Consider the following 26,358-nt stretch of genomic DNA (forward strand, 5'->3'; position numbering starts at 1 on the left):
CAAAAGATATTACCGTTCGTGTTCATGGCGAAGCAGAATATGCAAAAGCAATTAAATCTTCTGAGTTTCTTTCTGGAACCATTCGCATAGAATTTTTGAACGAACTAAACGATACAGAAGTAGAAGCTTTATTTGCAGGCGTTCCCAATTTCAACATCTACAAAACAGAACTGGAACAAGGCGTTGCTGTTGTAGATTTATTGGCCGAAAAAGCAAAGGTTTTCCCGTCAAAAGGGGAAGCCAAAAAGATGATTGCCGGCGGAGGCGTAGCGGTTAATAAAGTTAAAGTTTTGCCTGATGCTGTTTTTACCACACAAAATTTGATCAACCAAAAATATTTGGTGGTACAAAAAGGGAAGAAGAATTACTTTTTGCTGGTTGCTGGGTAATTGTATTTTTTTAAATTTGAATATGGAAGTTTCCGAAATTCAATTATTTCAAATATTAAGAGAAAAGGTTGGCGACGAACAAGCCAAAACTTTGGCTGAATATGTTGAAAATAAAATTGAAAAGCAGTTTGATTTGAAAAAAGATGTTTTGGCAACGAAGCAGGACATCAATAATTTAAAGCTTGAAATGGGCGAATTGAGAACAGAGATGGCCAATCACAAATCAGAAATCATCAAATGGATGTTCATTTTTTGGATTGGTCAATTGGCTGCCATGATCGCTATTGCCGAATTAATTATAAAACGTTAACCACTACAACTCGCTCAACAACTCCAGTTTTTTTTGGTTGTATTCTTCCTGCGTAATCAAACCGTTATCAAAAAGCATTTTTAGCTTTTTTAGTTTGGCTGTTAATTCATCAGGCTTAACTTCTTCCGCAGGTTTTGGCGTTTCAACTGGTTTTGGTGCCGCAATTGGTTCTGGCTGGTTTTGGGTTGAAGCAAATCGCGGTAAATCAGTATGTATCGTTCCTGAAGCTGCACGTTTTTCTTCCAAGTCGCGTTGGCGGCGTTCTTCGCGTTCGGCTTGCTCGCGTTCCTGTCCGTATTGATATAATTTTCTCGCTTGTACTTTCGGCAAAAAATCAACACTGGTTTCGGCACCGTTCAAAGTTTTGATGCTAAAAACTGCGCCCAGCAATTCTTCTTTAATTTTTACTTCAACCACATCTTTCCACACAAAATCCATAAATTTGATTGAAAGGCCGAAGTTGGCAGCCGTAAAAAAGAAAATACGTTTATTGGTGATGGCCACACAATCCGGCGTGATATTGACCAACGGTTTCTTTTGCACGGCGATGTAAATAATTTCTTCGCCGCTGTTTAGCAAATCGTTCAAACGCGAATAAACTTTTTCAACCGCTTTCGGTTCTTGCTGGTCTTTCAGAAACTGTTCTATCATTTCAAAGGAAATTTGTGTGGCAAAAATAGCATAAACCACACCAATTTTTGCATGGTAAAAGAAGCATTGCAGGATTTAGAGAGTTGGGAAGACAGAACAAACACACCAATTTTTGCATGGTAAAAGAAGCATCAGCCAACCAACAAGTTGCAGCCGCGGATGTCCGAAAAATCAAACCGGCCTAAAACTTCAAAAGCACCGTTTTCGTGGATTTTGCCTAAATCCTGGGTTGCAATAAACGAGCAGGAATTGATATTGGCCAGGTCAATGACGTTGATGCCGCCAGTTTTTCCGTTTGGGAGCAACGTAAACGGATCATTGGTATCTCGGATCAAAACTTTCATCCAGGGAACACATCGAAACAAACCTTGGCCCAGAGAATAAGCTTGAGAAAGCAGTTCCGTCATGCCGTATTCTGAATGAATGGCCGGGACGCCAAAACCACGGCAAAGCGTTTGGTGCAGTTCTTCGCGGATCATTTCTTTGCGCCGGCCTTTCATCCCGCCGGTTTCCATTAGAATTAATTCGGGGAAATTGATCTGGTGTTTTTCGATAAAATCCAGCAGCGCAAACGTAACGCCGATTAAAACCGTTGGTTGTTTTTGCTGCTGTAATTGGATGAGTTTTTGGTACAATTCTTCATCGTTATACAAATAAAAACCGCTGTTTGGATTTTCCGTTCCCGCAATCAAATCTTCCACCATATAAATTAGCGAAGAACCGGAACGCTCCAGATACGAAGGCAGCAAAGCCAGAAAAGCGTAGTTTTTAATATCGCCATAAAACCTTTCAAAACCTTTTCTAAAACTTTTTTGATACCAGGAAACATCGGTTACTAAATGCCGGCTCGTGGTAATTCCGGTTGTGCCAGAACTTGTAAAAATAACCTCCGGATTTTGATTATTGGAGACGACAGAATGCGTTTTAAAAAATTCGATCGGTAAAAAAGGTATCGCCTCCAGCGTTTCTATTTCCTGTGGATTAGCTTTTAAACACGACAAATACATTTTGTAAACCGCGCAATTCTTCGCCTGAAAACGAAAAATCTGCAAAGCGTTTTCTAAAAAAGTTGCTTCGTTTGCAATAGAAAAAATAGCGTTTTGCTGCGGAAGGATCATCTGCAAAGATAGTTTAGAAGTTAGAAAGACGGGAAGTCCGAAAGTCAGGAAGATCAAAAATAAAGTATAAAAAAAGTGAAGCTTGTTCAACCTCACTTTTTGTTATTATTAAATTGAAAAATTAAGAAACTAATTCAGAACTGATCGTAATTTCAGCGCCTTTTAAAACTTTAGAAACGGGGCAATTTTCTTTTGCATCAGCAACCAAAGCATCAAATTTTTCTTGAGATAAACCGTTTGCTTTTACTTTTACATCTAAATGGATGGTGTCAATTTCGCCTTTTTCCGGGTTCAGGTTTACGGCTGCTTTGGTAGTGATTTCTTCCGGCGTAATGCCCTCAGCAGAAATATTAAAACTTAGTTTCATGGAGAAACAGCCAGCGTGTGCCGCAGCAATCAGTTCTTCCGGGTTGGTGCCAATGCTATCTTCAAAACGGGTTTTGAAAGAGTACTGGCTGTCTTTTAACACGCCGCTTTGCGTGCTCACCAATCCTTTTCCATCTTTTCCGGTACCGTTCCAAACGGCGGTTGCATTTCTTTTCATAAGTGTTTAAACTTTTAAATTTTATGTTGATAAAAGTAGTAAGCAGGAAACTTTGTTTGATGTATTTTCCGCATTCAACACTCAAATGATAATTCTCAAGTGGCGGCTTTTAAAATCAGTTCTTTCACCTGTTCAGTCATGTTGATTTTCAACGCTTCCTCAATCCCGCGTGGCGAAATCTTTTTCAGGGTTTTCTTTACGATGTCAATCATCTTTTCTTCGCTGTGTTGTTTGGCAAAATCGTCCAGATAAAATTCCACAAAAACTAAGCAAATTACATCTTCAATCAGTTGCGTGTCGGGGTTTTGGTGGAGTTGTTTTTTAAGCAACAAAGCTTTTACTTTTTCAATCGTTTCGGCATTGTAACCGCAAACTTTCAAAATTGGTTCGGCAATTTTGGTATGGTGCAATTTGAGCTGACTGCGCCACATCAAGTAACCGGCGCGGTCCATCGGATAAGAATTTCGGGCAATTTCCCAACGGCCAATGTGCTGGCAACGAACGGCTAATTGCATGTATTCCGGTGCGTTTGGTTCGTAATCGTTTAGCTTTTTCGTCATCCGTTCGGCATACAATACTTCTTTTGGATAGGTTTTTCCTTCAAAAATTTCCTGGTTCGGGTCGGTTGCATTGTAAGCGTCAAACCGGGCAAAGGCTTCTTTTAACTGTGTTGCAGACATGTTTTAAAGATACAAGATTTAAAAATAGGAGCGAAGCTGAGTTTTGTATCAGATAAAATACTTTTCTGCCAGCTTTATTTGTTTAATTTTAGAAAAACATATTGCTTTCAACAAAAATAACATGAATAAAAACTTACCCAAACCAAACCAGGAAAATTCGCGCAGAAATTTCATCAAAAAAACAGGTTTAGGTGGAATTGCCGCTTTAACAGCCGGAAGTTTAACCGCAAGTGCAGCCGTTGTCAATGATTTTATGCCGATAAAAGAAGCATCGGCAGAAAATGCGGGTTTGAAGCCGGATGTTACGATCAGAACGATTCCGGAAAATATGGTGAACGGTTTTTACGGGGCGGATGTAAAACCGGTAGCAACGGTAAAATCCGGACAAATTGTGGCGATTGAAACCATCAATACGGTTGGCATCAGCAAGAAAAACCCGGAAGAATTTTACCAGAAAAACAACTTGCCGATTGATGAACACGCGCAGGAAATCATTACGATTTTAAAAACCATCAAACCGGAACCGTCCGGTTTACGTGGACATATTTTAACTGGGCCGGTTTTTATTGAAGGCGCAGCACCGGGCGATATGCTGGAAGTGCAGATTCGAGATATTTTGATCCGCAGTAATTATGGCGTAAATAGCGTTTGGCCGGGCGGCGGTGCCATTCCGGATGAAGTAAAAACGCCCGAAGCTTTTGTTTACCGCTATGATAAAAAGAAGAAATTTGCATCGTTTAAAGAAGGCATCGAAATCCCATTAAAACCATTTTTTGGCGTGATGGCACTTTCGCCTCCGGCAGAATTAGGCCGGAAAAGTTCTATTCCGCCTGATTTTTATGGCGGAAATTTAGATTTGAAACATTTGGTAAAAGGCACGTCTTTGTTTTTGCCGGTTTCCGTTTCAGGAGGATTATTTACCACCGGCGACTGCCACACGGCGCAAGGGACCGGCGAAGTAAGCGGCGTGGCGATAGAAGCATCATTGACTTTGGTAGCGAAATTTGTGATCCATAAAAACAAAAAAATTACAGAGCCGCGTGCCGAAACGCCTACCCATTTTATCGCCATTGGTTTGGATAAAGATCTGCGCCAGGCGATGAAAAACGCAACTTTGGCAGCTTGTAATTTTATCAAAGATGATCTCGGTTTTACTTTTAACGAAGCTTTATCCATTGCAAGTACGGCTGTTGATTTTGAAGTAACGCAAGTGGTTGATCAAACAGTTGGCGTAAACGCAATGATACCGAAAGCTATTTTTACGAATAAAAAGTTTGCGTTTTGGAATAGTTAATGGATGCTTCTTTTATCGGTCTTTTTTTTGTGTTGTCAAAACTTTAACCGTAACCAACAACTGCCCAACATGCCGCTGCGTATGCTCAGCAGCATGGAAAAGTAAACCAAAAACGGTGGAAGGCAATTGCTTCCGGCCAACGCCTCTTGGTTCGGTTAAAGTTTCTGCATTAATTTTTTGTAGCTTTTGTAGGGAAGTTTCAATTTGCTGGTTGAAATTTGCAACTAATTCCTCAACCCAAAAAGGTTTTTCCTGAATTTTTCCTTCTGATTGAAGCCAGTTTAACTGTGCTTCTTTTAACGGCAAATTTTCAGCATAAGTAAACATCCGGTCTAAAACACCGCTTAAATGTTGCAAATGAAAAGCCGGGGAAGCTGTACCGCCTGGACGTTCGTAAAGTAAATCATCCGGGAAACCCAACATTATTTTGTTCACATCTTCCTGCGCTTGCAGTAATGCAAAAGCGATGGGTTGAAGCAAAACTGGAAATTCGGGTAACGGACCGCGAAGCCAAACTTCAGGTTGTTGATTTTCTGACATCACTAATCAAAAAATATAACGAATGCCGCACCACGGAATTTCTTCCGTTAAAATATTGATGAACGTATCAATCATCCTTTTTTTCATTTGCACTTTATAACGAATGTTAATGCCGCCAAACATACTTTGTTTGGTTTCCTGAAAATCCGGCATCCACAATAAATCTTCGGCTTTTGGGTTGATGCCGAGATTGGTAATATGCTGCGCTTCGTTGTGCGTTAAAAAAATCACTTCGCATTGCATTTGTGCTTTTACATCATCGCGCACGGCTTCGTTTAACTGCCTGAAAAGTTCCCGGTAATCATCGCGCCAGTCGCGCTTTGTATTTCCTATTTTACTGTAAACAATAACCGGTGAAAAATTAACGTGCACATCATATCCGGCATCGTAAAAATCATTAATTGATAACAATCTTTTTTCCATACTGTCTGTCCGTACATCCACCAGTTTGCTTATTTCGGCTGGCATCAAACTTAAGCGAATCCTCACTTTTTTCTCCGGATTAAGCTCCAGCAAATCTCGGTTTACAAACTTGGTGGCAAAAGTAGCTTTGGCGCGTGGATGGTCTTTGTAAAAAGTTAATACTTCTTTTATGCCCTTAAAAATGGCGTAATCCACAGAAAGATCGGAATTGCAACCAACATCATAAGTATAAAAAACCGGATCAGTTTGGTTCGGAATTTTTGGCCAAGGCTGTTTCATCGCGTGGTGGTCAACAGCAGCTACTATCTCGTCCACATTGGTAAAAATCGTGATTGGGTTGATTTCTTTATGCCGGTCAACATAACAATACGCGCAGCCGCCGTAGCAACCGTTGGCCAAACTTGGCGCAATAAAATCAGAACTTCGTCCGCTTTCCCGGATCGTCTTGGTTTTCAATTTCCCCAAAACCAGCAAATCCGATTTGGCTTTGTAATGTTTCAAGCCCATATCGGGCAGCTTGTTGTGCTGCTGCACTTCCTGCATCGTTGCATTAGGAAATTGGCCGGCCAAATCTTTGGCGCAATCGTTCAACGCATCCGGAGTGTATAATATTTGTTTGGGATTGAATTCTGGCATAATCTACGGTGTTTTTTCTAACATTGGTTTTTGCGGCGTTTGCGAAACCAGCCATCCGGTTGCGTACATCCACTTAGCCATTTTAGTTAATTTAGCAATATCAATGCGAGAAGGTTCATCTTTTGGCGTATGATAATCGGCATGCAACAAAGTGGTAAAAAAGATAGCCGGAATGCCAGCCTGTGCGTAAGGCAAATGGTCGCTGCGGAAATACCAGTTTTCGGGATGTTTGGCATCGTCCCAAGAAAAATCTACCTTGAAATGCGTTTGTTGCTGGTTGGCTTTCATCGCCATATCTACCAGTTGCGTTGAGTTTTTGTGTGAAGTTGTGCCGAGCAAAGCTGCAGAATCTGGTGCATTCCGGCCAATCATATCGCCGTTTAAAACCGCTACAATGTCTTCTTTTTTTACGGTTGGATGTGCGGCATACCAGCGCGAACCCAGCAAACCCCGTTCTTCTGCGCCGTGCCAAACAAACAAAGCCGAACGTTTTCCCGGTTTTGCCGACCAAGCGCGGGCAATAGCCAGCATGCCAACCGTTACCGAAGCATTGTCATCGGCACCGTTCCAAATCGAATCGCGGTCAACCGGAACGCCAACACCATCGTGGTCGTGGTGGCCGCTAAACAATACGTATTCGTTCTTCAAATCAGCATCTGTTCCTGCTGCTTTTGCCACCACATTTGCGGATGGATACATGGAAACTTCCACCCGGAAATCCGCTTTAGCCGTTGCGTTTGCCTGTTGGAAATCATTGGCAAAAGAACCCAGCGTAACAATCACCGGAATTGGTTTTACGTTTGAAGCCGGCGTTCCTTCCAATTGGTACAAACCTTCCTGGTAATTATGTCCCACAAAACCCAACGAGGCTTCCGTTTGCTGATCGGCAACCAAAATAATGGCTGCTACACCTTTGCGGCGCAAAGCCAAAGTTTGCTGGCGCACAGCGAGGGAAGTGTAACGCAATCCCCATAAACTCATCCACGAAACGGGCAGCGGCGCAGGCGCCACTATTTTTACCGCCACAATTTTTCCGGTTAAATCTTTGGTCGTGTCTGCCATCGAATTTAACCACATTACTGCGCCATTTAAATGGGTTTCTACGGGTTGCGTTGGCCAAACCTGTTTCCACAATTGCAGATTTTTATTGTTGATGGAAAACGTGCCGTTGCCGCCGGTAATCGTTCTTTTGATATTGTAAAACTGAAAGTACGTGCCGTCGTCTCCGGCAGGTTTCAACCCGGCTTCCATGGCTTTTTGCGCTACCCAAACGGCAGAACGCATTTCATCCAAAGTTCCGGCACGCCTTCCACGGAAAGCATCTCCGGCCAGTTCAAAAATGTCTTTTTTGATGTCTGCTTCTTTTATCAATGTTAAAGCAGGAGGGTTTGCAGTTGAAGCCGGTTTGGAAGATTGTGCAAAACTTTGCTTAAAAATGCCTGCTAAAAGAAGTATGGTAAATATTTTTTTCATGATTGGATGAATTAATTACAGCTTAATCTTGATTTTATTGTTCGTGGTTTACAGGCAAAGTTTCGGGAATAGGATTGTTCATCACTTCAAAAAGCAATTCGCGTTTTTCGCGCAAACCTTTGGATTGCCCGATTGGTGCTTCGTAAATATCGTTTTTGAGCGCTTCCATCGCTTCAGTAATAAAATCAGCAATCGGCAAACCGCCGTGCGACTGAGTTTTATCTTCGCGCCGGTCGTGCCCCAATTCGGTATCTACCGAAGGCGGGATAATTTCGAAAACCCTAACCGAAGTATTTTTAAGCTGGTGCCGAAGCGACAGCGTAAGCGAATGCACAGCGGCTTTGGTAGCGCAATAAACCGGTATAAAAGCAATCGGCGCAAAAGCCAAACCGGATGAAATATTGATAACGGCAGCATCAGTTTTAGTGGCCAAATGCTGTGCAAACAAAGAAGTTAAATGGATAGGCGCCACTAAATTTGTTTCGATTTCTAAGTGAATTTGATCTAAATCAACAGGTTTGGCCATGTTTGTTACCAATTGAACACCAGCATTGTTCATTAAAATATTCACTTCCGGATAGTTTTCCAAAACCCACGCTGCCAATTCTTCACGGTCTAAAGCAATGGAAACATCAGCGGCGCGGGTAATCAAGTCTGGATATTTTTCGTTAAGAGCTTTTAAACGTTCTTTGCGGCGGCCGCAAATAATCACTTTGCTGCCTGCCGCCATAAATTGTTTGGCAAAAGCCAAACCAATGCCTGAGGTACCGCCGGTAATTAAAATGGTATTGTTCGAAATCTGCATAATGCTTCTTTTATCGAGTAAATTTTATGCTAAAGAAATAAATTTAAGGCGGGGATTGTTTTGTAATTCCTGCGGTTTCTGATGTTTTAGTTTTAAAAGCATTTTCAGCATAAAATAGAACCTTTATTTTGTATCATTGGTACAATACGTTTTTCTGTTTGAACTATTTATAAATGATCAGAAACCTGTTTATCGACAAATTAAAAGGCATGGCAATTATATTGGTTGTATATGGCCATTGCTTGCAATTTTGCGCTAAGTATAATATATTAAACACCAAGCTATTTCAATTGATCTACGCTTTCCACATGCCTTTTTTTATGGCTGTTAGCGGCTATTTGTATTATCAAAGTGTAAACCGCAGAAGTTTTAACGATTTAATCAGCAGTAGAATCAAACAACTTTTGATTCCGTTTTTAATTTGGTCGCTTTTCTTTTTGGTTGTATTTCGCTGGCAAGTTTCACACACCATCATACAATGGATCAAAAACTACATCTATAATTTGCCATCTTTCTTTTGGTTTATTTGGTCTTTGCTGATCAGTTCAATCCTAACAATCATCATTAATAAATTTTTTAAAGACAGTTTAATTGCTTGTTTTTTAGTTTTCTTCTTGGTTCTTTTGCTTCCAAACGGGCTGGTATTTTACTTTACAAAGTTTATGCTTCCGTATTTTTTTGCAGGATATTTGGTTCACAAGTTTGTATTAAAAACCAACACCATTATCTCGTTGTCTGCTTTAATTATATTTACTGCTGCTATGTATTTTTGGAAGGATGAATATTACATTTATACAACTTTAATGGCAACTAAATTAACTGATATACAAGGCATTTATGATGATTGCTACCGATACCTGGCTGGTTTTACAGGCATCATTGTTTTCATTTTTGTTGTTAAAATGTTGCCTGATTTTAAATTATTTGAAGTTTTAGGCCGAAACACTTTGGGCGTTTATTTTATCAGTTCTTTTTTAAATCCATACTTGTACTTATTTGGATTGCATTATGACCCGTTTTTTTACAATTTCATCTACACACCTTTTGTCACAATTGTAGTTATTGCGGTTTGTCTTGTATTGTCCAAGTTAATCAATCAAAACAAACGCTTAAACCAATACCTTTTGGGTGGAAGATAGAAGCTATTCTGTTTCGTAAAAAAATGATGATAAAAGCAGCATGGGCAGCCACCAATTCCCAAAAACCTTATCTTTGAAAATCAATGGCATTTCTTTATCCCGGGTTTCTGTTTGCTTTGCTGGCGCTGGCCATTCCGGTCATCATCCACCTGTTTAATTTTCGGCAGTACAAAAAAGTTTATTTTTCCAATGTGCAGTTTTTAAAGGATTTGCAAAAGCAGCAATCCTCGCGCAGCAACTTAAAAAACCGTTTGATTTTGGCCGCACGTTTGCTGGCCTTGACTTTTTTGGTGCTGGCTTTTGCACGTCCGTTTTTGCCGGTTGGCAATCAGCAAAATGTGGGCAAACAGCAGGCCGTCAGTATTTTTGTGGATAATTCTTACTCCATGCAAACGCTAAACCGCGAAGGCTCTTTGCTGGACGAAGCCAAACGCCGCGCCAAGGAAATTGCTTCGGCTTATTCTGTGAACGACCGTTTTCAATTAATTACGCAGGATTTTGAAGGCAAACAGCAACGTTTTTTAAACCGCGACGAGTTTAACCAGGCGGTTGATGAAGTGAAAATCAGTCCGCAAAGCCAAACCTTGACACAGGTTTTAGAACGGCAAAAAGCTTTGTTCGAGTCGGAAAATAATGCCGTTCCAACCGTTTACCTCATTTCTGATTTCCAAAAAAACCTTGCTAAAAACAGTATCTCCGCAAATAACAAAACCAAAGTTACGTTGGTTAGGATTAAAGCCAATCCGCTGCCAAACATTGCGGTTGATTCCGTTTGGCTGCTTTCGCCTTTGCATCAACCTAACGCTGCCGAAAAATTGGTTGTTCGATTGCATAATTACGGCGACGAAAAAGCGCAAAAAGTTCCCGTTAAATTGCTCATCAACGGACAAACGAAAGCGTTGGGCAGTTACGATTTGAATGCGAAAAGTATGCGGCAAGATACGTTGCAATTTTCAGGCTTAAAGCCTGGCTGGCAAAAAGGCGAACTGAGTTTGAATGATAACCCCGTTACTTTCGATAACCATTTCTACTTTACGTTCCAAGTGCAGCAGCAACTGCCGGTTTTGCAAATTGCAGATCAGGTTCCAAACAAATACCTCAGCGCTGTTTTTGCTTCCGATGCTTTTTTTAAGGCCGATTTTTCTTCGGCTGGCAATGTCAATTATTCCGGCCTGAACCGTTATCCGGTCATCTATTTTAGTGATGTAAAAGAAGTATCGGCCGGGCTGGCGCAGCAGTTGCAAAACTATGTAAAACAGGGCGGCACGCTGGTGGTTTTTCCGGCTGCGGATGCAAACCTGGCTTCGTACAAAAACTTGTTGCAGCCTTTACAAGCCGATTTTCCGGAGAAGTTGCTGAACGACAGTACGAAAGTAACTGCCATCAATTTAAAGCACCCGCTTTTTAAAGAGGTGTTTGAGAAGATGCCGCAAAACCCGGATTTGCCGCAAATTAAAAAATATTATGCGTTGAGTTCCGGTCAACGTAATCTAAAAAATAATTTGCTCGAACTGCCCGGCAGAACTACTTTTCTCAGCGTTTACAGCAGCGGCAAAGGCAAGGTGTATCTGTCGGCCGTCCCGCTGGACGAAACTTTTAGCAACCTGCCGCGCCACGCGCTTTTTGTGCCGCTTTTGTTTCGGATGGCTTTGCTGAGCGGCCACAACCAGCCTTTGTTTTATACCTTGGGCGAAAATGAATTGATGGAAATTGCACCAATTGCCAAAATGGACGAGCAACCTTTGCATTTGCAAAAAGGACAAATTTCATTGATTCCCGATGTTCGTCAGGTCAATGGAAACACAGTGTTGTACGTTGCCGATCAAATTCACGAAACCGGAGATTATCAGCTTACGCGAAAAGACAGTGTGTTGGCGCAAATCGCTTTTAATGATAACCGGCAGGAATCCGACCTGAATTACCTCAGCGACCAGGAACTGAACACCAATTTTTCTGCCATAAAAACAGTATCGTATTTGCCAGCCGGAAAGCTATCTTTAACAAAGCAGGTGGCCGAAGTAAATTCGGGCGTGCAGTTATGGAAACTTTGCCTAATTTTGGCACTGCTCTTTCTGGCTGCCGAAGTGCTGCTGATCCGTTTTTATAAAGTAAACCGGCAGCAAACTATGGCAGTTTAGGTTGAAAAAACGCTGTTAAAAAAAGCATTAATTTAATGGACTTGCTCTTTAAATCTGTTACGATCATTGATCCAAATTCTGTTTATCACAAACAGGTAACAGATGTTTTGGTGGAAGACGGAAAAATAGTTCGGATTGCTGCTGATATTCAGGCTGATGCAGAAACCATTGCTGCAAAAGGCTGTTACCTTTCGCCCGGTTTTTTTGATTTGAACTGTAATTTTGGCGATTTGGGTTTGGAAACCAAAGAAGATATGCAAAGCGGCACGCGGGCAGCATCAGCCGGTGGTTTTACCGGCGTAGCTTTGATGCCAAACATGCAGCCGCCGGTTCATTCCAAATCCGAAGTACAATATTTGTTGAACCAATCCCGCGGCAATCTGGTCAGCGTTTATCCGCTTGGCGCCATTTCCTACAAAACACAAGGCAAGGATTTGGCCGAATTGTACGACATGCATACTTCCGGCGCGCTGGCTTTTACCGATGGCAATCTTCCCGTTCAGGATGCTGGTTTGATGGAACGCGCTTTGTTGTATGCCCAAAATTTTGAAGGACTGGTTTTTTCTTATCCCGAAGATCTTTCCATCGCCGGAAAAGCAAAAGTGCACGAAGGCATGGTAAGCACATTGCTGGGCATGAAAGGCATCCCGGCACTGGCCGAAGAACTGATGATTTCGCGCGATTTATACCTGGCCGAATACACCAATTCGCGTTTGCATTTTACCACGGTTTCGACGGCACAAGCGGTAGAACAGATTCGAAAAGCCAAAGCAAAAGGTTTAAAAGTTACCTGCGATGTTGCCGTACATCATTTGGTTTTAACGGACGATGCTTTGATGGGTTTTGACAGTTTGTACAAAGTGAAGCCGCCTTTGCGCACGCAGGAAGACGTAAATGCATTGCTGCAAGGTTTGCGCGACGGAACGATTGATGCCATCGTTTCGCAACACACGCCGCACGAAGTGGAGTTTAAAGAAGTGGAATTTGAAGTGGCCGAATTTGGCATGATCGGTTTGCAAACTGCCTTTTCGCTGGCTGTAAAAGCCGGTTTAAGTTTGGAATTGATTGTGGAGAAAATGGCCGTCAACCCGCGTAAAATTATAGGCATAAAAGAAGCATCCATCGCCGAAGGAGAAATGGCAAATTTAGTTTTGCTTAATCCAAATACAAACTGGAATTATTCTCGCCAAAATAACCTTTCAAAATCGTACAATTCGCCGTTTATCGGGCAGGAAATGACCGGAAAAGTGCTGCTCACCATCAACAATAATCAAATTTATAAATCTGATATTCATGATTGACCCCAAAATAAAAAAAGCCATTGATGCTGCTTTTAGGTACATTAAACTGGTAAACCCGAACAATATCGAACCGATAAAAGGCGAGATATTGACGGTTTTTGATTCGGAACTGAAGTTTTTGCAAAAGGTAAAAGCGCTTGACGAGGTCTTCAATTCAAACCCGAAATTAGAAAACTTACGCGAAGTTTTTTTCGACCTGCTGCTGGTAAATTTCTTTAGCGCCGATGTAAAAAAGCTGGACGAAGATTATTTGGATTCGCCGGAATGGGAAAAAATTGAAGAGCAAACGCTAGACCGCGGAACCGAAATGCTAAACGTTTTGTTGTACCTGAACGAGTGTGAAGATGAGGACATTGACCCGGAATTGAACGATTATCTGACCGAGTTTTTGCTGGTGGATGAGGACGAATTTCAGGACGAGCACCGCATTTACGAACCCATAATTGCCAACCAGATTTTGATGGACAGCGGCATCGAAGAAATTGGAAACGTGGCGCGTAAACTGCCGGAAGACGAGGAAATAAAAGAGCTTTTTTACCCGGTGATGTGCTTTTTTTATGATACTAACCCTTCGCAGGAAACCAAAGACCTTTGTGCTGAAAACGCGGTAGACCTGGAGTTTGACATGCCTGTACTGGCCATCATGCTTAATTTTAATTAGAAGCAGTTTTAAAAAAATGCAGGATTTAAACCGGCAAATCAGGATTCAAGGTGCTATTTACGGCGGAGTTTTGGGCGTTCTCATCCTCGTGCTGCACATTGCCTCGTACTTAGTTATGGTGAAAGTAAGCACGCCGCTTTGGGTTACGGCTTTTAGTCCGCTCATTTTTACCAACGTGTTGCCCATTATCGCCGCCGTTTTGCTTTGCCTTAATTTGCGCGAAAAAATAGGCGGCTACTGGCATTTCCGGCAGGCGGCTTCGGGCATATTTGTGATGTTTTTAGTTTCTTACCTGATCTTTTTTTTCGGGTTCCTGCTGTTTTCAAAAGTGATCGAACCAGCAACAGACCTTAACCTGGAAAATAAAATAGAAGCTACAAAAGCAGCAATCCGGCAACAGCAAGGCGTTAGTTTGCAACACATTCAGGAAGAAACCAAAGGCTTGCGCAAAGATTTTACCGATCGGCAAAACTCGGGCGTTTGGGGTTTTGTGCAAAGTTTTGGTATTGTGGTGGTGCTGCTGTTTCTGGCTTCGATGATTTTTGGCGCCTTGTTTAAAAATGACCCGCCGGTATATGCGCCTTCCAACAAAACACACTAATTTTTATACGATAAAAGAAGCATGGCAATTCAAGCCGTTCATCCGGTACAAAAAATGGATATTTCAGTCGTAGTGCCTTTGTTCAACGAAGCCGAATCTTTGCCTGAATTAACGGATTGGATTAGGCGCGTGATGAAAGCAAACGGTTTTACGTATGAAATTATTTTGGTTGATGACGGCAGCAACGACGGTTCCTGGGAAGTGATCAAAGCTTTGTACGAGCAAAATCCCTACATCAGAGGCATTAGATTCCGTCGTAATTACGGAAAATCAGCAGCCTTAAACGTTGGTTTTGAAGCTACGCGCGGCGAAGTTGTGATTACGATGGATGCCGATTTGCAGGATTCGCCGGAGGAAATTCCGGAATTGTACCGCAAGATCAGGCAGGAAAAATTTGATCTGGTTTCGGGTTGGAAAGCAAAACGTTACGATCCGATCAGCAAAACTATCCCAACCAAATTGTTTAACGCGGCAACGCGTAGCATGTCGGGCATCCATAACCTGCACGATTTTAATTGCGGCCTGAAAGCTTACCGCAAAGAAGTGGTTAAAAACATCGAAGTTTATGGCGAGATGCACCGTTACATTCCAGTGCTGGCAAAATGGGCAGGTTTTACAAAGATAACGGAACAGGTGGTAGAACACCGGCCGCGAAAATACGGGGTAACCAAATTTGGTTTCAGCCGGTTTATCAATGGTTTTTTAGATTTGCTTTCAATTTTTTTTGTCGGAAAGTTTTCCAAGAGGCGAATGCACTTTTTCGGAACGCTGGGCACGCTTTGCTTTTTGACCGGTTTGGGGATTGTTTTTTGGCTGATCGGATCAAAACTTTATGATATTTCCAACCATATTAAATTTCGAAATGTAACTGATAATACCTTGTTTTACATTGCCTTAACTGCTATTATTTTAGGTTCTCAACTGTTTTTAACGGGTTTTGTGGCGGAAATGATTTCGCGTAATTCGCCGGAAAGAAATAATTATCAGATTGATCAAACGATTTGAAAGATTTGTTGATGCTTCTTTTACCACCTAAAAACTGATATGGGCTTTTCTTAGCTTTTCCCCGATAAATTGTCCTTAAAAATTATTCATAAATTTCATTTTACTTTGATTAATCTATAGCTTAATTTTGTGAAAAGAAAATGCATTATTTATAAGTCTTCAGAAAGGTTTAATAGACACATCGCGATTGATCTTGAAGAAGCAGAAGAGATAACGGATTTTTTGGAAAGTGCAAAATATTATAAAAAGTTTGACTATATTTCTGACAGGATTCTGGAACAAAAATTCATGTATTATGATGATTACGAACAAATTAAGATAACGTTACCTGCATGAGGTTTTTTCCAAACGGTATTAACGCAAGGATATATTGTCATGAGGTTACGATCAATGGTAAAATGTTCTGTATTGTAATGTCTAAATTTCTTCTTAAAAAATCAAATAGTATAAATAAAGCTATTCAGTCAAAAATTGATGCCTTAAAAAAGTATGAATATGAAATCGAGTATTAACAAAGAAGAAATCAAAAACAGGCTTCAGTCATTAAAAAGTTCAAAAACCGAAGAAGAACTGATTGAACACGAATCTTTGATTTTGCAGGCAAATTATTTATCTGAGATCGAGCGTATTTCAAAAGAAAACGGCTTCAGTAGAAAAGATTTGGCAAAAAAAATTAATACTTCTCCAAGTTATCTAACCCAAGTTTTTAGAGGCGATAAACCATTAAACTTTTCGACTTTGGCAAAAATTAAAAGGGCATTAAATTTAAAATTTGAAGTAACAGCATCAGTACAATGCAAAGAAGATATTTTAGCACCATTAAAAAAGCAAGTACAAATTAAAAAATCAGCTTCTTCAATTTTAAAACCTGTTTTGGAATGATAAATATTATGCAACCAATTGTATTTTGTAAAGTGCCTACTTTCAATCGGTAATGTTTTTTTCCATTATCATTCCGCTTTACAATCGTCCGCAAGAAATCCGCGAACTGCTGGAAACTTTAGTTTTGCAAACCTACAAAGCCTTTGAGGTTTTGGTGATTGAAGACGGATCGGTAAAAGACGCGGCAGCCGTAATTACAGATTTTAAAGCTCACCTCAACCTAAAATATTACGTTAAACCAAACAGCGGACAAGGTTTTAGCCGAAACTATGGTTTTGACCGAGCCAACGGCGATTACTTTATCATTTTTGATTCTGATTGTTTGATTCCGCCTGATTATTTAGAAATTGTAAACCTGGAAATCATCAACCAAAAATTAGATGCTTACGGTGGCCCAGATGCTGCACATGATTCTTTTACAGCCATTCAAAAGGCAATCAGTTATTCCATGACTTCGCCGTTTACAACAGGCGGAATCCGCGGCGGCGAAAAACGCATCGGCGATTTCCATCCGCGCAGCTTTAACATGGGTTTATCAAGGGAAGTTTACGAAAAAACAGGCGGTTTTATCATTACCCGTTTGGGCGAAGATATCGAACTCAGCATCCGCATCCACAAAATGGGTTTCAAAACTGGCTTAATTCCCGAAGCCAAAGTTTACCATAAACGCCGCACCAGCTTTTTGCAGTTCTACAAACAAATCCATTTTTTTGGCCGGGCGCGCATCAACATTTATAAATTCTTTCCTTCGGGATTAAAAGCCGTACACTTTTTTCCGACCTTGTTTACGTTGGGTTTGATCTTCGCTTTGATTGCAAATTTATTTAAATGGCCAATTGCAGAACTGTGCAATTTTTTGCTGGCCTTGTTTATTTTGTTGATATTTTTTCATTCCTGGATTAGCAATAAATCAGCAAAAGTTGCATTTTTGAGCATATTTGCCGCTTTTGTCCAGCTAACTGCTTACGGCCTTGGTTTCATGCAGGATTTCTGGAAGCGAATAATTATAAACAATCCCTAACCACTATGTACCATCCATTTTCCATCGCAGAAACTTTTAAAACTGCCTGGAATGTTACCAAAAAAAACTTTTTAACCATCGTAATTTATTCTGCCATCATTACGGTTTTGCTGGGCGTTGTGCAGTTTTTTAATGCTTTTGTGGATGTCAGCAGCGATACTTTTACCCAATTCCTGGTTTTTTTGATACTGATGATCATCCAAACTTACGCCACGCTGGGTTTATACAAACTGATCTTTACGCTAATTGACAACGAATATTACGAATTTGAATTTTCGCAATTAGTGCCAACCATGAAAATGGTTTTCAGCTTTATTGCCATTTGTCTTTTCCTGGCTTTTGCTATCGTAACGCTTAATTTGGTTATCGAACAAGGCTTGCGGAATTATCCCGAAAACGTAACACAAATAGTTCAAATCCTGGAAGTTATGCTTATTTTATATGCTGCATTGCGCTATATGTTTTGCGCTTGTTTTATTGTAGATGACAACTCCGGGCCGATAGAATCTTTGCGCCAAAGCAGGTTGCTTACCAAATCCCACATGATCCATTTGCTGGGCTTGCTTGGTATTATGGTGCTGGTTATTGCCATTGGTTTTTTCGTGGTTGGTAAAGCAGTTTTGGTGCTTTATCCATTTGTAAATGTGGTTTTGATTGTAACTTACCGCAAGTTAGTTTTCAGCAATTTGGATGTGGACGACGATGTAGCCGAAACGCACTGATTTTATGGGCATAAAAACAGTATTGAGCAAACCTTTTGCTTTTTTAATTTCTTTCCAAATCAACAAGCTGCGAAAAAATGCAATCCAATTTCAGGAACAAATATTTCAGGAACTGATAAAAACAGGTGTAAAAACAGCATTCGGAAAAGACCATCAATTTGAAAAAATCAAAACTTACGAAGACTTTAAAAAGCAGGTCCCGATACGAGATTACGAAGAACTAAAACCTTATGTTGACCGTGTTATCCACGGCGAAGAAAACGTACTTTGGCCGGGAAAACCTGCTTATCTGGCTAAAACATCAGGCACGACTTCCGGGGTAAAATACATTCCGATTTCTAAAGACTCGATGCCCGAACATATTCGTGCGGCGCGAAATGCTTTGCTCAATTATATTTACGAAACGGGCAATGCTTCTTTTACCGATGGAAAAATGATCTTTTTGCAGGGAAGCCCGGAATTGCAAACCAAAGCAGGGATTCCGGTTGGAAGATTGTCCGGAATTGTGGCCCATCACGTTCCTGATTATCTGTTAAAAAATCGGATGCCAAGCGATGCTGTTAACCGGATTGAAGATTGGGAAGCCAAAGTTGATGCCATTGTGGAAGAAACCGTTCAAGAAAACATGACTTTGATTTCCGGCATCCCGCCCTGGTGCCAGATGTATTTTGATCGTTTATCCGAAAAAGCTGGCGGTAAAAAGATCAAAGACATTTTCCCAAACTTCAAATTGTTCGTTTACGGCGGTGTAAATTATCAGCCTTATCGCGCCAAAATCGAAGAAAGTATTGGTTTCGCGATTGATTCCATCGAAACTTATCCTGCTTCCGAAGGCTTTATCGCTTATCAGGATTCGCAAAAAAGCAGCGATTTGTTGTTGCTGGCCGATGCCGGGATATTTTTCGAATTTATCCCAACAGAAACTTATTTTAATGAAAATCCAATTCGCCTCAGCCTAAAAGAAGTGGAACTGGATAAAAATTACGCCATCATTTTAAATACCAACGCTGGTTTGTGGGGCTACAGTTTGGGCGATACGGTAAAATTTAATTCCATCAACCCGTACAAAATTGTGGTTACCGGCCGTATCAAACATTTTATTTCTGCTTTTGGCGAACATGTAATTGGCGAAGAAGTGGAACAAGCGCTGATGCAAGTTGCACAAAAAGAGAATGTAGAAATTATTGAATTTACAGTTGCGCCGCAGGTAAATCCGCCGGTAGGAGAGTTGCCTTTTCACGAATGGTTAATCGAATTTGGCAAAGCGCCCGAAAATTTAGCTTCTTTCAGCAAAAAAGTAGATGCAGCAATGCAGCAAAAAAATATATATTACGCTGATTTGATTGAAGGAAACATCCTGCAACCGCTTAAAATTTGTACTTTAAAACGAAACGCTTTTATTGATTATATGCGGCAACAAGGCAAATTAGGCGGACAAAACAAAGTCGCCCGTTTGTCAAATGATCGTGTAATTGCCAAAGGGTTGGAAAGTTATGTTTTAATGTAGATTTTTGCAGCTCATCAAAACCTATTAAAATTGCCAAAAGAGTACGCTGCCTTTCCGATTATCCAATTCCAAAAAAACCAAAACTGTTGAAAAGTATTGCTATTTTAGGTTCAACCGGCAGCATTGGTACGCAAACTTTGCAAGTAATCCGCGAAAACCCAACACTTTTTCGCGCCTGTTTGCTTACCGCGCAATCCAACGTTGATTTGTTGGTAATGCAGGCTTTGGAGTTTTTGCCCGAATACGTAGTGGTTGGCCAGGACAACTTATTTTATGTGGTAAAAGAAGCATTGGCACATACTTCCGTTCAGGTTTTGGCTGGAAGTCAGGCTTTGACAGATATTGTTACTGCTCCCGAAATTGATTTGGTTTTAACCGCTTTGGTTGGTTTTGCCGGTTTGCAGCCTACTATTGCCGCTATCAAAGCCGGAAAAGACATCGCGTTGGCCAACAAAGAAACGCTGGTGGTTGCCGGAGAGTTGGTGATGAAATTGGCGAAAGAACACAACGTCAAGATTTTGCCGGTTGATTCGGAGCATTCTGCCATTTTTCAGTGTTTGGCCGGAGAAGAGCCACAATCGGTAGAAAAAATTATTTTAACGGCTTCCGGTGGCCCGTTTCGTGGAAAAGATACCGCTTTTCTTTCTGCAGTAACCAAAAACGAAGCGTTGAAACATCCGAATTGGGTGATGGGCGCAAAGATTACGATTGATTCTGCTTCGCTGATGAACAAAGGTTTGGAAGTAATTGAAGCAAAATGGCTGTTTGATTTGGAAGCCGATCAAATTGATGTGGTTGTGCATCCGCAATCCATTATCCATTCGCTGGTTCAGTTCAAAGACAGTTCGGTAAAAGCACAAATGGGTTTGCCGGATATGAAGCTGCCGATCCAATATGCGCTCACTTATCCTAACAGAATAAAAAATAATTTTAAACGTTTCAGCTTTGCAGATTTTCCGTTTCTTACCTTTGAGCAGCCTGATTTGAAGACTTTTCGTAACCTTGCCCTCGCTTTTGCAGCTTTGGATACGGGCGGAAACATGCCTTGCATTGTTAACGCCGCCAACGAAATTGCCGTGGCCGGATTTTTAAAAGAACAAGTAACATTTTTAGGGATGAGCGATCTGATTGAAGAATGTACGCAACGGATCAAGCTGCACAAACAACCCGGACTGGAAGATTACCTGAACACTGATTTGGAAACCAGGGTTTTAGCGCAACAATTAATAACAAAAAAAGGTGCATAAAAACAGCATCAACAAAAGAAATTTTATATGAACGTTTTAATTATGATTGGCCAGTTGATTGCCGGCCTTTCAATCCTGGTGATTTTGCACGAAGCAGGTCACTTTTTTGCAGCCCGTGCTTTTGGTATCAAAGTAGAAAAGTTTTACCTGTTTTTTGATGCCTGGAACATCAGCCTGTTTAAATACCATTACAAAGGTGTAGAATATGGCATCGGCTGGTTGCCTTTGGGTGGCTATGTAAAAATTGCCGGGATGATTGATGAATCCATGGATACCGACCAAATGGCCGGGCCGCCGCAACCTTGGGAATTTCGGTCTAAACCTGCTTGGCAACGTTTAATTGTGATGTTAGCTGGCGTGTTCGTCAACATCGTTTTGGGGATTTTTATCTTTTGGATGCTGACGATCAAATACGGCGAAAGCTATATCCCAAACCAAAGCGTAAAATATGGTATCGTTCCGGGAATTATTGGACGCGAAATTGGTTTGAAACCCGGCGACAAAATAACGGCCGTAAATGGTAAAAAAATCGTTCGTTTTGAAGAATTGATCAGCTCGAAAGTTTTGTTAGGAAATTCTCAGTTAACAGTTGACCGTGATAACCGCGTGCTTAACTTGAATGTTCCCGGAAATATTTATAACGAAGTTGCAGATTACGGCATTGGCGAGTTTATCCAGTTGCGTACCAAATTTATGGTTGATTCTGTGGTTGCAGGTAGTAATGCACAAAAAGCAGGCTTGCAAAAAGGCGACAGCATTAAAGCAATTAATCAACATCCAATTGTTTTCTTCGACCAATTTCAAAATTTGATCAAGGAAAATAAAAACAAGCCTATTCAATTAGAAGTCAAAAGGAATAACCAGTTGGTAAATTTAAATGCACAGGTTAACGCGCAAGGAACGCTTGGTTTTGCGGCAAAAGGCGATGAACCGGTTATCGAAAAGGCGAAGTTTAGTTTCTTGTCTTCGCTGCCAGTTGGTGCATCAAAAGCCTGGGGTTCTTTTTCTGATAATGCAAAAGGGATTGGCCGTGTGGCAACCGGACAAATTAAAGCTAACCGTGCTTTTGCCGGCCCGGTAACGATGGCAACCATGTTTGGCAGTCATTTTGATGCGGCGAAATTTTGGAGTTTGGTTGGTTTGTTATCCATGGCTTTGGCTTTGATGAACATGTTGCCAATTCCGGCTTTGGATGGCGGGCATGCAATGTTCCTGATTATCGAGATGATTAAAGGCAAACCGTTAAGCGATAGGTTTATGGAAAGGGCACAAATTGTTGGTTTCTGTATCCTAATTGCTTTGATGGTTTTTGTTTACGGAAACGATATTGTGCGCCACGTCATCAACAAATAATTCAAACCAAAAATGAATTACTTTGAATTTTACGGTTTGCCGGAATCTTTTGAATTGGATGCAGCACAACTCAAAAAGAAATTTTATGAGTTGAGCAAAAAGTACCATCCTGATTTTTACGCTTCGGAAAGTGAAGAAAAGCAGGAAGAAGTTTTGCAATTATCAACCTTGAACAACAAAGCGTACCAGGTTTTATCCGATCCGGCCAAACGGACGGAATATATTTTGCGCGAACACCAGTTGCTGGCCGAAGGCGATAAATATCCTTTGGCACCCGATTTTTTGATGGAAATGATGGAGCTGAACGAACAGGTGATGGATGCGGAAGATGAAGCCACGATCAATTCAATAAAAGTATCGGTAAAAGAAGCATCCGCACAATTGGATGCCGAAGAAGCACAGCAAACAAGCGGTTTCAGCAGTAAATCCAAGGACGAACAAGACGTAGCGTTAAAAAAAATCTTAAATATCTATTATCGTCGAAAATATTTGTTGCGAATTCAGGAGAGTTTAAATACATTTGCAACCCGCTAACAAAGCAATGCCCAGCTGGCGGAATTGGTAGACGCGCTGGTCTCAAACACCTGTGGGAAACCGTGCCGGTTCGACTCCGGCGCTGGGTACACAACCGGATCTGGTTCTCATTTGAGTGCCGGTCCGGTTTTTTTTATGTCCTCCAAATTATTAAAAACCCAAAAACTAAGGTTAGCAATTTTAGATTAATTTTTGTTTTTAATAAAAATTAAAAGGGAAGTATTGAAATAGCAACAAAAATTAAATAAAAACAATATCAGCTAATCATGTTATTTTTAAAGCATGAAATACAGATTGGCTTTTTTTACAACCATCGTTTACAGCATTGCTTTTTGCTTTGCTGCGGCTGCCCAGCATACTTCTTTTAGGCAAGATAAATTGTTGTTGCAAACCATCAGCAAAAATTTTAAAGATGCGGATGCCCAGTACAAAGTATTGATGAAGGATTTGCCTCCCGACCGGTTTCCAAAAACGTATGACCCAAATACCGAAAAGCTGGAAACCAGTAATTCCGGATGGTGGTGTAGTGGTTTTTATCCGGGAACTTTGTTTAATTTATACCGCCAAACCAAGGACGAAATTTTAAAAACCGAAGCAAACCGGATGCTGGCCTTGCTGGAAAAAGAACAATACAACAAAAACACACATGATTTGGGTTTTATGATGTATTGCAGTTTTGGCAATGCAGAGAAGATCGAGCCTCAACAAAAATACAAGGAAACGCTGATCAATAGTGCCAAGTCGCTTTCCACAAGGTTCAGCCCAAAAGTAGGCTGCATCAAATCCTGGGATTCCAAGCCTGCTGATTACGTGGTTATTATTGACAACATGATGAACCTCGAGCTGCTGTTTTGGGCCACAAAAGCAACGGGCGATTCCAGCTTTTATAAAATTGCGGTCTCCCACGCCAATACGACCATGAAAAACCATTTCCGGCCGGATTATAGTTCGTACCACGTTATCAATTACAACCCGGAAACAGGCGCTGTCCAGCAAAAAAGAACGGCACAAGGCGCAGCAGACGAATCTGCCTGGGCGCGCGGACAAGCTTGGGGCTTATATGGTTTTACGGTGATGTACCGGGAAACAAAAGATAAAAAATACCTCGACCAAGCCCGGCACATTGCTTCTTTTATCCTGCAAAACCCAAATTTGCCAAAAGACAAAATCCCTTACTGGGACTTTAACGCGCCCAACATTCCTGATGCTTTGCGCGATGCTTCTGCCGCTGCCATCATGGCTTCTGCCTTATTGGAGTTGTGCCGGTACAGCAATCAAAAAGACAACCAGCTTTATTTTAATACCGCCCAAACGATACTTCAAACGTTATCGTCTCCGGCCTATAAAGCAAAACCCGGCACAAACGGCGGCTTTATTTTGGAACACAGCGTTGGTAACCTGCCTGGTAAATCAGAAGTGGATGTTTCGTTAACTTATGCCGATTATTACTTTACGGAAGCGATGCTGCGTTACCAGAACATTAACAAACAATAAACGACACTGATTTTTGTGGCATAAAAGAAGCATTGGTGTTTTAGGTATTTAATAAGTTTGATATAAGAAAAAATAAACTGACTTCTACGGATATTCCAATTTTTAAAATTGGTTTTCCAAACCAAACTTTCAGGACCGATATTAATATTGTACCTAATTAAGGAATTGCAATGGAAGTAATGAACGAAACGGATAGCATCCAACCAACTTCTGCTACAGAAACTACGTCGCCAACGTACTGGCTTACCCGTTTTGTAATCTTGCGCCTGCTGGGCTTAATTTACGCCATTGCTTTTTTGGTGGCTATCAATCAAATTGTTCCTTTGATTGGTTCTCACGGTTTGCTTCCTGTGGATATCTACATAAAGCAAATCAATGCTGCCTTAGGTTCTGCTACGGCCGGTTTTATACGTTTGCCATCGTTTTTTTGGTTTGGCCATTCTGATACCGCCCTTTTAACCGTTGCCTGGATCGGGTTTGTGCTTTCCTGTGTTGTGGCGGCGGGTTACGCTAATGCAATCCTGCTTGCTGTGCTGTGGTTCCTCTATATGTCCTTCGTTCACGTTGGGCAGGAGTGGTATGGCTATGGCTGGGAAATCCAATTGACGGAAACCGGTTTTCTCGCCATTTTTCTTTGCCCGCTGCTTGATCTGCGCCCGTTTCCCAAATATGCGCCACCTTTTGCCATTATCGTTTTATTTCGATGGCTGATTTGCCGGATTATGCTGGGCGCCGGGATGATCAAATACCGCGGAGACGATGTTTGGCGAAACGGCACGGCGCTTTACTACCACTTTCAATCCCAGCCTATTCCCGGCCCGTTAAGCCGCTGGTTTCATTTCTTGCCGCATACCAATCTGAAAATTGGTGTTTGGTTCAATTGGCTGGCCGAACTGATTGCGCCTTGGTTTGTATTTTGGCCAAGATTGGCGCGGCATATTGCAGGCGTGGTTATTATTTTATTTCAATTCAGCATTATCCTCAGCGGAAACTTGTCGTTCTTAAACTGGCTGACCATCATTCCGGCTTTGGCTTGCTTGGATGATGGTTTTTGGTCTAAACTCCTTCCAAAAGCATTGGTACGCAAAGCCCAAACTGCTGCTGGCCGTGCCGAAGAATCTAAACCGATGCTAACCACAGCCTGGGTGGTAACGGCTGTTATCGCTGTTTTGAGCATCCAGCCTGCTTTGAACATCCTTTCTCCCGGTCAGGTGATGAATACTTCTTTTGACCCACTTGATTTGGTAAACACGTATGGCGCATTTGGAACGGTAGGACAGGAACGCTTAAACGTGGTTTTTGAAGGAACGATGGACGAAGACACTTCTGGCAAAGCCAACTGGAAGCCATATTTATACAAAGGTTTACCGGTGTTGCTTAACCAGCGGCCGCCACAAATTGCACCTTACCAGTTGAGGTTGGATTGGCAGATGTGGTTTGCAGCAATGGCGTCGCCGAACGAATATCCCTGGACGTTAAACTTGGTTTGGAAACTTTTGCATAACGACCCGAGTACAATAAGTTTGTTTGCCGGAAACCCTTTTCCGCAAAAGCCGCCGCGGTACGTTCGTGCTGTTTTGTACCGATATACTTTTGCCAAACCCGGCAACCCGCAAGGTTTATACTGGAACCGAAAGCAGCTTGGTTTGTGGCTTCCGGCTATGTCTGCCCAAGATCCCCGTTTAATTGAATTTTTGAAAAGTACGGGCTGGCTTCGATGAGTGGAGCAGTTTTACTTTTTAAATGTGAAAAAGCATGTATTTAGAAACAAGCATCATCCAAATTTGAGAACCTGTGTTCCATATACTTCTTTTATCGCATAAAAATCCGAACACAGTTTCTGCTTTATAATAATGAATACTAATTTTTATGCAAAGATTTAAAAATTTT

General features: G+C 41.3%; 25 protein-coding genes, 1 tRNA gene and 1 pseudogene. 19 read left to right on the plus strand and 8 right to left on the minus strand.

The features are described 5' to 3' along the window. Positions 1-389, plus strand: a pseudogene (locus tag Q0192_RS05005) (tyrosine--tRNA ligase); the annotation flags it as partial. Positions 390-411: 22 nt separating this feature from the next. Next, positions 412-699, plus strand: coding sequence for a hypothetical protein (locus tag Q0192_RS05010; RefSeq protein ID WP_299287012.1), 288 nt, complete (start codon positions 412-414; stop codon positions 697-699). Positions 700-702: 3 nt separating this feature from the next. Here Q0192_RS05010 and Q0192_RS05015 read toward each other — a convergent pair whose 3' ends face one another. The 4 genes from Q0192_RS05015 to Q0192_RS05030 form a co-directional block, all read right to left on the minus strand. Then, entirely contained in the window at positions 703-1,350 is a 648-nt protein-coding gene (locus Q0192_RS05015; RefSeq protein WP_299287015.1) for a PH domain-containing protein, read from the minus strand. Between the two features lie 131 nt (positions 1,351-1,481). After that, the gene (locus Q0192_RS05020; protein ID WP_299287018.1) at positions 1,482-2,468 is read right to left on the minus strand and encodes an acyl transferase; all 987 of its coding nucleotides are present in this window, start codon (positions 2,466-2,468) and stop codon (positions 1,482-1,484) included. A gap of 121 nt (positions 2,469-2,589) precedes the next feature. Continuing rightward, positions 2,590-3,012 (minus strand): OsmC family protein, encoded by a 423-nt coding sequence (locus Q0192_RS05025; RefSeq protein WP_299287021.1) that lies wholly within the window; start codon positions 3,010-3,012, stop codon positions 2,590-2,592. Between the two features lie 95 nt (positions 3,013-3,107). Further along, the gene (locus tag Q0192_RS05030; protein WP_299287024.1) at positions 3,108-3,692 is read right to left on the minus strand and encodes a DUF4202 domain-containing protein; all 585 of its coding nucleotides are present in this window, start codon (positions 3,690-3,692) and stop codon (positions 3,108-3,110) included. Between the two features lie 121 nt (positions 3,693-3,813). On the opposite strand from Q0192_RS05030, the gene Q0192_RS05035 reads away from it, so the two are divergent. Further along, positions 3,814-4,986, plus strand: coding sequence for an acetamidase/formamidase family protein (locus Q0192_RS05035; protein WP_299287027.1), 1,173 nt, complete (start codon positions 3,814-3,816; stop codon positions 4,984-4,986). A 12-nt stretch (positions 4,987-4,998) separates the two neighbouring features. Here the strand turns inward: Q0192_RS05035 and Q0192_RS05040 are convergent, their stop codons facing one another. From Q0192_RS05040 to Q0192_RS05055, 4 genes are read right to left on the minus strand one after another with little or no spacing between them, the layout of a single operon-like run. Continuing rightward, entirely contained in the window at positions 4,999-5,526 is a 528-nt protein-coding gene (locus tag Q0192_RS05040; RefSeq protein ID WP_299287030.1) for a DinB family protein, read from the minus strand. A 6-nt stretch (positions 5,527-5,532) separates the two neighbouring features. After that, the gene (locus Q0192_RS05045; protein ID WP_299287033.1) at positions 5,533-6,585 is read right to left on the minus strand and encodes a spore photoproduct lyase family protein; all 1,053 of its coding nucleotides are present in this window, start codon (positions 6,583-6,585) and stop codon (positions 5,533-5,535) included. Between the two features lie 3 nt (positions 6,586-6,588). Next, a complete protein-coding gene (locus Q0192_RS05050) occupies positions 6,589-8,058 on the minus strand; it encodes a M28 family peptidase (protein ID WP_299287036.1) in 1,470 nt (489 codons plus the stop codon). Between the two features lie 34 nt (positions 8,059-8,092). Continuing rightward, positions 8,093-8,863, minus strand: coding sequence for an SDR family NAD(P)-dependent oxidoreductase (locus Q0192_RS05055; protein WP_299287039.1), 771 nt, complete (start codon positions 8,861-8,863; stop codon positions 8,093-8,095). A gap of 173 nt (positions 8,864-9,036) precedes the next feature. Between Q0192_RS05055 and Q0192_RS05060 the strand changes: the two genes are divergently transcribed. From Q0192_RS05060 to Q0192_RS05135, 16 genes are all read left to right on the plus strand, one after another. Then, on the plus strand, positions 9,037-10,002 hold the full coding sequence (locus Q0192_RS05060; protein ID WP_299287042.1) for an acyltransferase family protein: 966 nt from the start codon (positions 9,037-9,039) through the stop codon (positions 10,000-10,002). 83 nt (positions 10,003-10,085) lie between these two features. Then, entirely contained in the window at positions 10,086-12,140 is a 2,055-nt protein-coding gene (locus tag Q0192_RS05065) for a BatA domain-containing protein (protein ID WP_299287044.1), read from the plus strand. Positions 12,141-12,175: 35 nt separating this feature from the next. Beyond that, entirely contained in the window at positions 12,176-13,441 is a 1,266-nt protein-coding gene (locus Q0192_RS05070; protein WP_299287047.1) for a dihydroorotase, read from the plus strand. Next, positions 13,434-14,102: a hypothetical protein gene (locus tag Q0192_RS05075; RefSeq protein ID WP_299287050.1), complete on the plus strand. Its 669-nt coding sequence runs from the start codon at positions 13,434-13,436 to the stop codon at positions 14,100-14,102. The genes Q0192_RS05070 and Q0192_RS05075 overlap by 8 nt, the downstream gene beginning before the upstream one ends. A gap of 16 nt (positions 14,103-14,118) precedes the next feature. Continuing rightward, entirely contained in the window at positions 14,119-14,703 is a 585-nt protein-coding gene (locus Q0192_RS05080) for a DUF4199 domain-containing protein (RefSeq protein ID WP_299287053.1), read from the plus strand. A gap of 54 nt (positions 14,704-14,757) precedes the next feature. Then, the gene (locus Q0192_RS05085; protein ID WP_299287135.1) at positions 14,758-15,708 is read left to right on the plus strand and encodes a glycosyltransferase family 2 protein; all 951 of its coding nucleotides are present in this window, start codon (positions 14,758-14,760) and stop codon (positions 15,706-15,708) included. 495 nt (positions 15,709-16,203) lie between these two features. After that, entirely contained in the window at positions 16,204-16,590 is a 387-nt protein-coding gene (locus tag Q0192_RS05090; protein WP_299287056.1) for a helix-turn-helix transcriptional regulator, read from the plus strand. 52 nt (positions 16,591-16,642) lie between these two features. Further along, positions 16,643-17,611 (plus strand): glycosyltransferase, encoded by a 969-nt coding sequence (locus Q0192_RS05095; RefSeq protein WP_299287059.1) that lies wholly within the window; start codon positions 16,643-16,645, stop codon positions 17,609-17,611. Positions 17,612-17,616: 5 nt separating this feature from the next. Next, positions 17,617-18,333 carry a hypothetical protein gene (locus Q0192_RS05100; protein WP_299287062.1) on the plus strand — a complete coding sequence of 239 codons (717 nt, stop codon included), beginning with the start codon at positions 17,617-17,619 and terminating at the stop codon, positions 18,331-18,333. A gap of 4 nt (positions 18,334-18,337) precedes the next feature. Further along, positions 18,338-19,840 carry a GH3 auxin-responsive promoter family protein gene (locus tag Q0192_RS05105; protein ID WP_299287065.1) on the plus strand — a complete coding sequence of 501 codons (1,503 nt, stop codon included), beginning with the start codon at positions 18,338-18,340 and terminating at the stop codon, positions 19,838-19,840. An 86-nt stretch (positions 19,841-19,926) separates the two neighbouring features. Beyond that, positions 19,927-21,087 (plus strand): 1-deoxy-D-xylulose-5-phosphate reductoisomerase, encoded by a 1,161-nt coding sequence (locus Q0192_RS05110; protein ID WP_299287068.1) that lies wholly within the window; start codon positions 19,927-19,929, stop codon positions 21,085-21,087. A 27-nt stretch (positions 21,088-21,114) separates the two neighbouring features. Next, a complete protein-coding gene (gene rseP, locus Q0192_RS05115) occupies positions 21,115-22,440 on the plus strand; it encodes an RIP metalloprotease RseP (RefSeq protein WP_299287071.1) in 1,326 nt (441 codons plus the stop codon). A gap of 12 nt (positions 22,441-22,452) precedes the next feature. Beyond that, positions 22,453-22,974, plus strand: a complete 522-nt coding sequence (gene hscB, locus Q0192_RS05120; protein WP_299287074.1) for a Fe-S protein assembly co-chaperone HscB — start codon at positions 22,453-22,455, stop codon at positions 22,972-22,974. Between the two features lie 9 nt (positions 22,975-22,983). Next, a tRNA-Leu gene (locus Q0192_RS05125) sits at positions 22,984-23,063 on the plus strand. A gap of 193 nt (positions 23,064-23,256) precedes the next feature. Beyond that, entirely contained in the window at positions 23,257-24,468 is a 1,212-nt protein-coding gene (locus Q0192_RS05130) for a glycoside hydrolase family 88 protein (protein WP_299287077.1), read from the plus strand. Between the two features lie 170 nt (positions 24,469-24,638). Then, complete coding sequence (locus tag Q0192_RS05135) at positions 24,639-26,189, plus strand: lipase maturation factor family protein (protein ID WP_299287080.1); 1,551 nt, start codon at positions 24,639-24,641, stop codon at positions 26,187-26,189. Positions 26,190-26,358: the final 169 nt, after the last annotated feature.

This window comes from uncultured Mucilaginibacter sp. (assembly GCF_937859865.1).
Taxonomy (GTDB): domain Bacteria; phylum Bacteroidota; class Bacteroidia; order Sphingobacteriales; family Sphingobacteriaceae; genus Mucilaginibacter_A.

Coding starts and splice junctions, on each gene's coding strand:
- Q0192_RS05010 (WP_299287012.1), top strand. CDS start 412: ATGGAAGTTTCCGAAATTCAATTATTTCAAATATTAAGAGAAAAGGTT.
- Q0192_RS05015 (WP_299287015.1), bottom strand. CDS start 1,350: ATGATAGAACAGTTTCTGAAAGACCAGCAAGAACCGAAAGCGGTTGAA.
- Q0192_RS05020 (WP_299287018.1), bottom strand. CDS start 2,468: ATGATCCTTCCGCAGCAAAACGCTATTTTTTCTATTGCAAACGAAGCA.
- Q0192_RS05025 (WP_299287021.1), bottom strand. CDS start 3,012: ATGAAAAGAAATGCAACCGCCGTTTGGAACGGTACCGGAAAAGATGGA.
- Q0192_RS05030 (WP_299287024.1), bottom strand. CDS start 3,692: ATGTCTGCAACACAGTTAAAAGAAGCCTTTGCCCGGTTTGACGCTTAC.
- Q0192_RS05035 (WP_299287027.1), top strand. CDS start 3,814: ATGAATAAAAACTTACCCAAACCAAACCAGGAAAATTCGCGCAGAAAT.
- Q0192_RS05040 (WP_299287030.1), bottom strand. CDS start 5,526: ATGTCAGAAAATCAACAACCTGAAGTTTGGCTTCGCGGTCCGTTACCC.
- Q0192_RS05045 (WP_299287033.1), bottom strand. CDS start 6,585: ATGCCAGAATTCAATCCCAAACAAATATTATACACTCCGGATGCGTTG.
- Q0192_RS05050 (WP_299287036.1), bottom strand. CDS start 8,058: ATGAAAAAAATATTTACCATACTTCTTTTAGCAGGCATTTTTAAGCAA.
- Q0192_RS05055 (WP_299287039.1), bottom strand. CDS start 8,863: ATGCAGATTTCGAACAATACCATTTTAATTACCGGCGGTACCTCAGGC.
- Q0192_RS05060 (WP_299287042.1), top strand. CDS start 9,037: ATGATCAGAAACCTGTTTATCGACAAATTAAAAGGCATGGCAATTATA.
- Q0192_RS05065 (WP_299287044.1), top strand. CDS start 10,086: ATGGCATTTCTTTATCCCGGGTTTCTGTTTGCTTTGCTGGCGCTGGCC.
- Q0192_RS05070 (WP_299287047.1), top strand. CDS start 12,176: ATGGACTTGCTCTTTAAATCTGTTACGATCATTGATCCAAATTCTGTT.
- Q0192_RS05075 (WP_299287050.1), top strand. CDS start 13,434: ATGATTGACCCCAAAATAAAAAAAGCCATTGATGCTGCTTTTAGGTAC.
- Q0192_RS05080 (WP_299287053.1), top strand. CDS start 14,119: ATGCAGGATTTAAACCGGCAAATCAGGATTCAAGGTGCTATTTACGGC.
- Q0192_RS05085 (WP_299287135.1), top strand. CDS start 14,758: ATGGATATTTCAGTCGTAGTGCCTTTGTTCAACGAAGCCGAATCTTTG.
- Q0192_RS05090 (WP_299287056.1), top strand. CDS start 16,204: ATGAAATCGAGTATTAACAAAGAAGAAATCAAAAACAGGCTTCAGTCA.
- Q0192_RS05095 (WP_299287059.1), top strand. CDS start 16,643: ATGTTTTTTTCCATTATCATTCCGCTTTACAATCGTCCGCAAGAAATC.
- Q0192_RS05100 (WP_299287062.1), top strand. CDS start 17,617: ATGTACCATCCATTTTCCATCGCAGAAACTTTTAAAACTGCCTGGAAT.
- Q0192_RS05105 (WP_299287065.1), top strand. CDS start 18,338: ATGGGCATAAAAACAGTATTGAGCAAACCTTTTGCTTTTTTAATTTCT.
- rseP (WP_299287071.1), top strand. CDS start 21,115: ATGAACGTTTTAATTATGATTGGCCAGTTGATTGCCGGCCTTTCAATC.
- hscB (WP_299287074.1), top strand. CDS start 22,453: ATGAATTACTTTGAATTTTACGGTTTGCCGGAATCTTTTGAATTGGAT.
- Q0192_RS05130 (WP_299287077.1), top strand. CDS start 23,257: ATGAAATACAGATTGGCTTTTTTTACAACCATCGTTTACAGCATTGCT.
- Q0192_RS05135 (WP_299287080.1), top strand. CDS start 24,639: ATGGAAGTAATGAACGAAACGGATAGCATCCAACCAACTTCTGCTACA.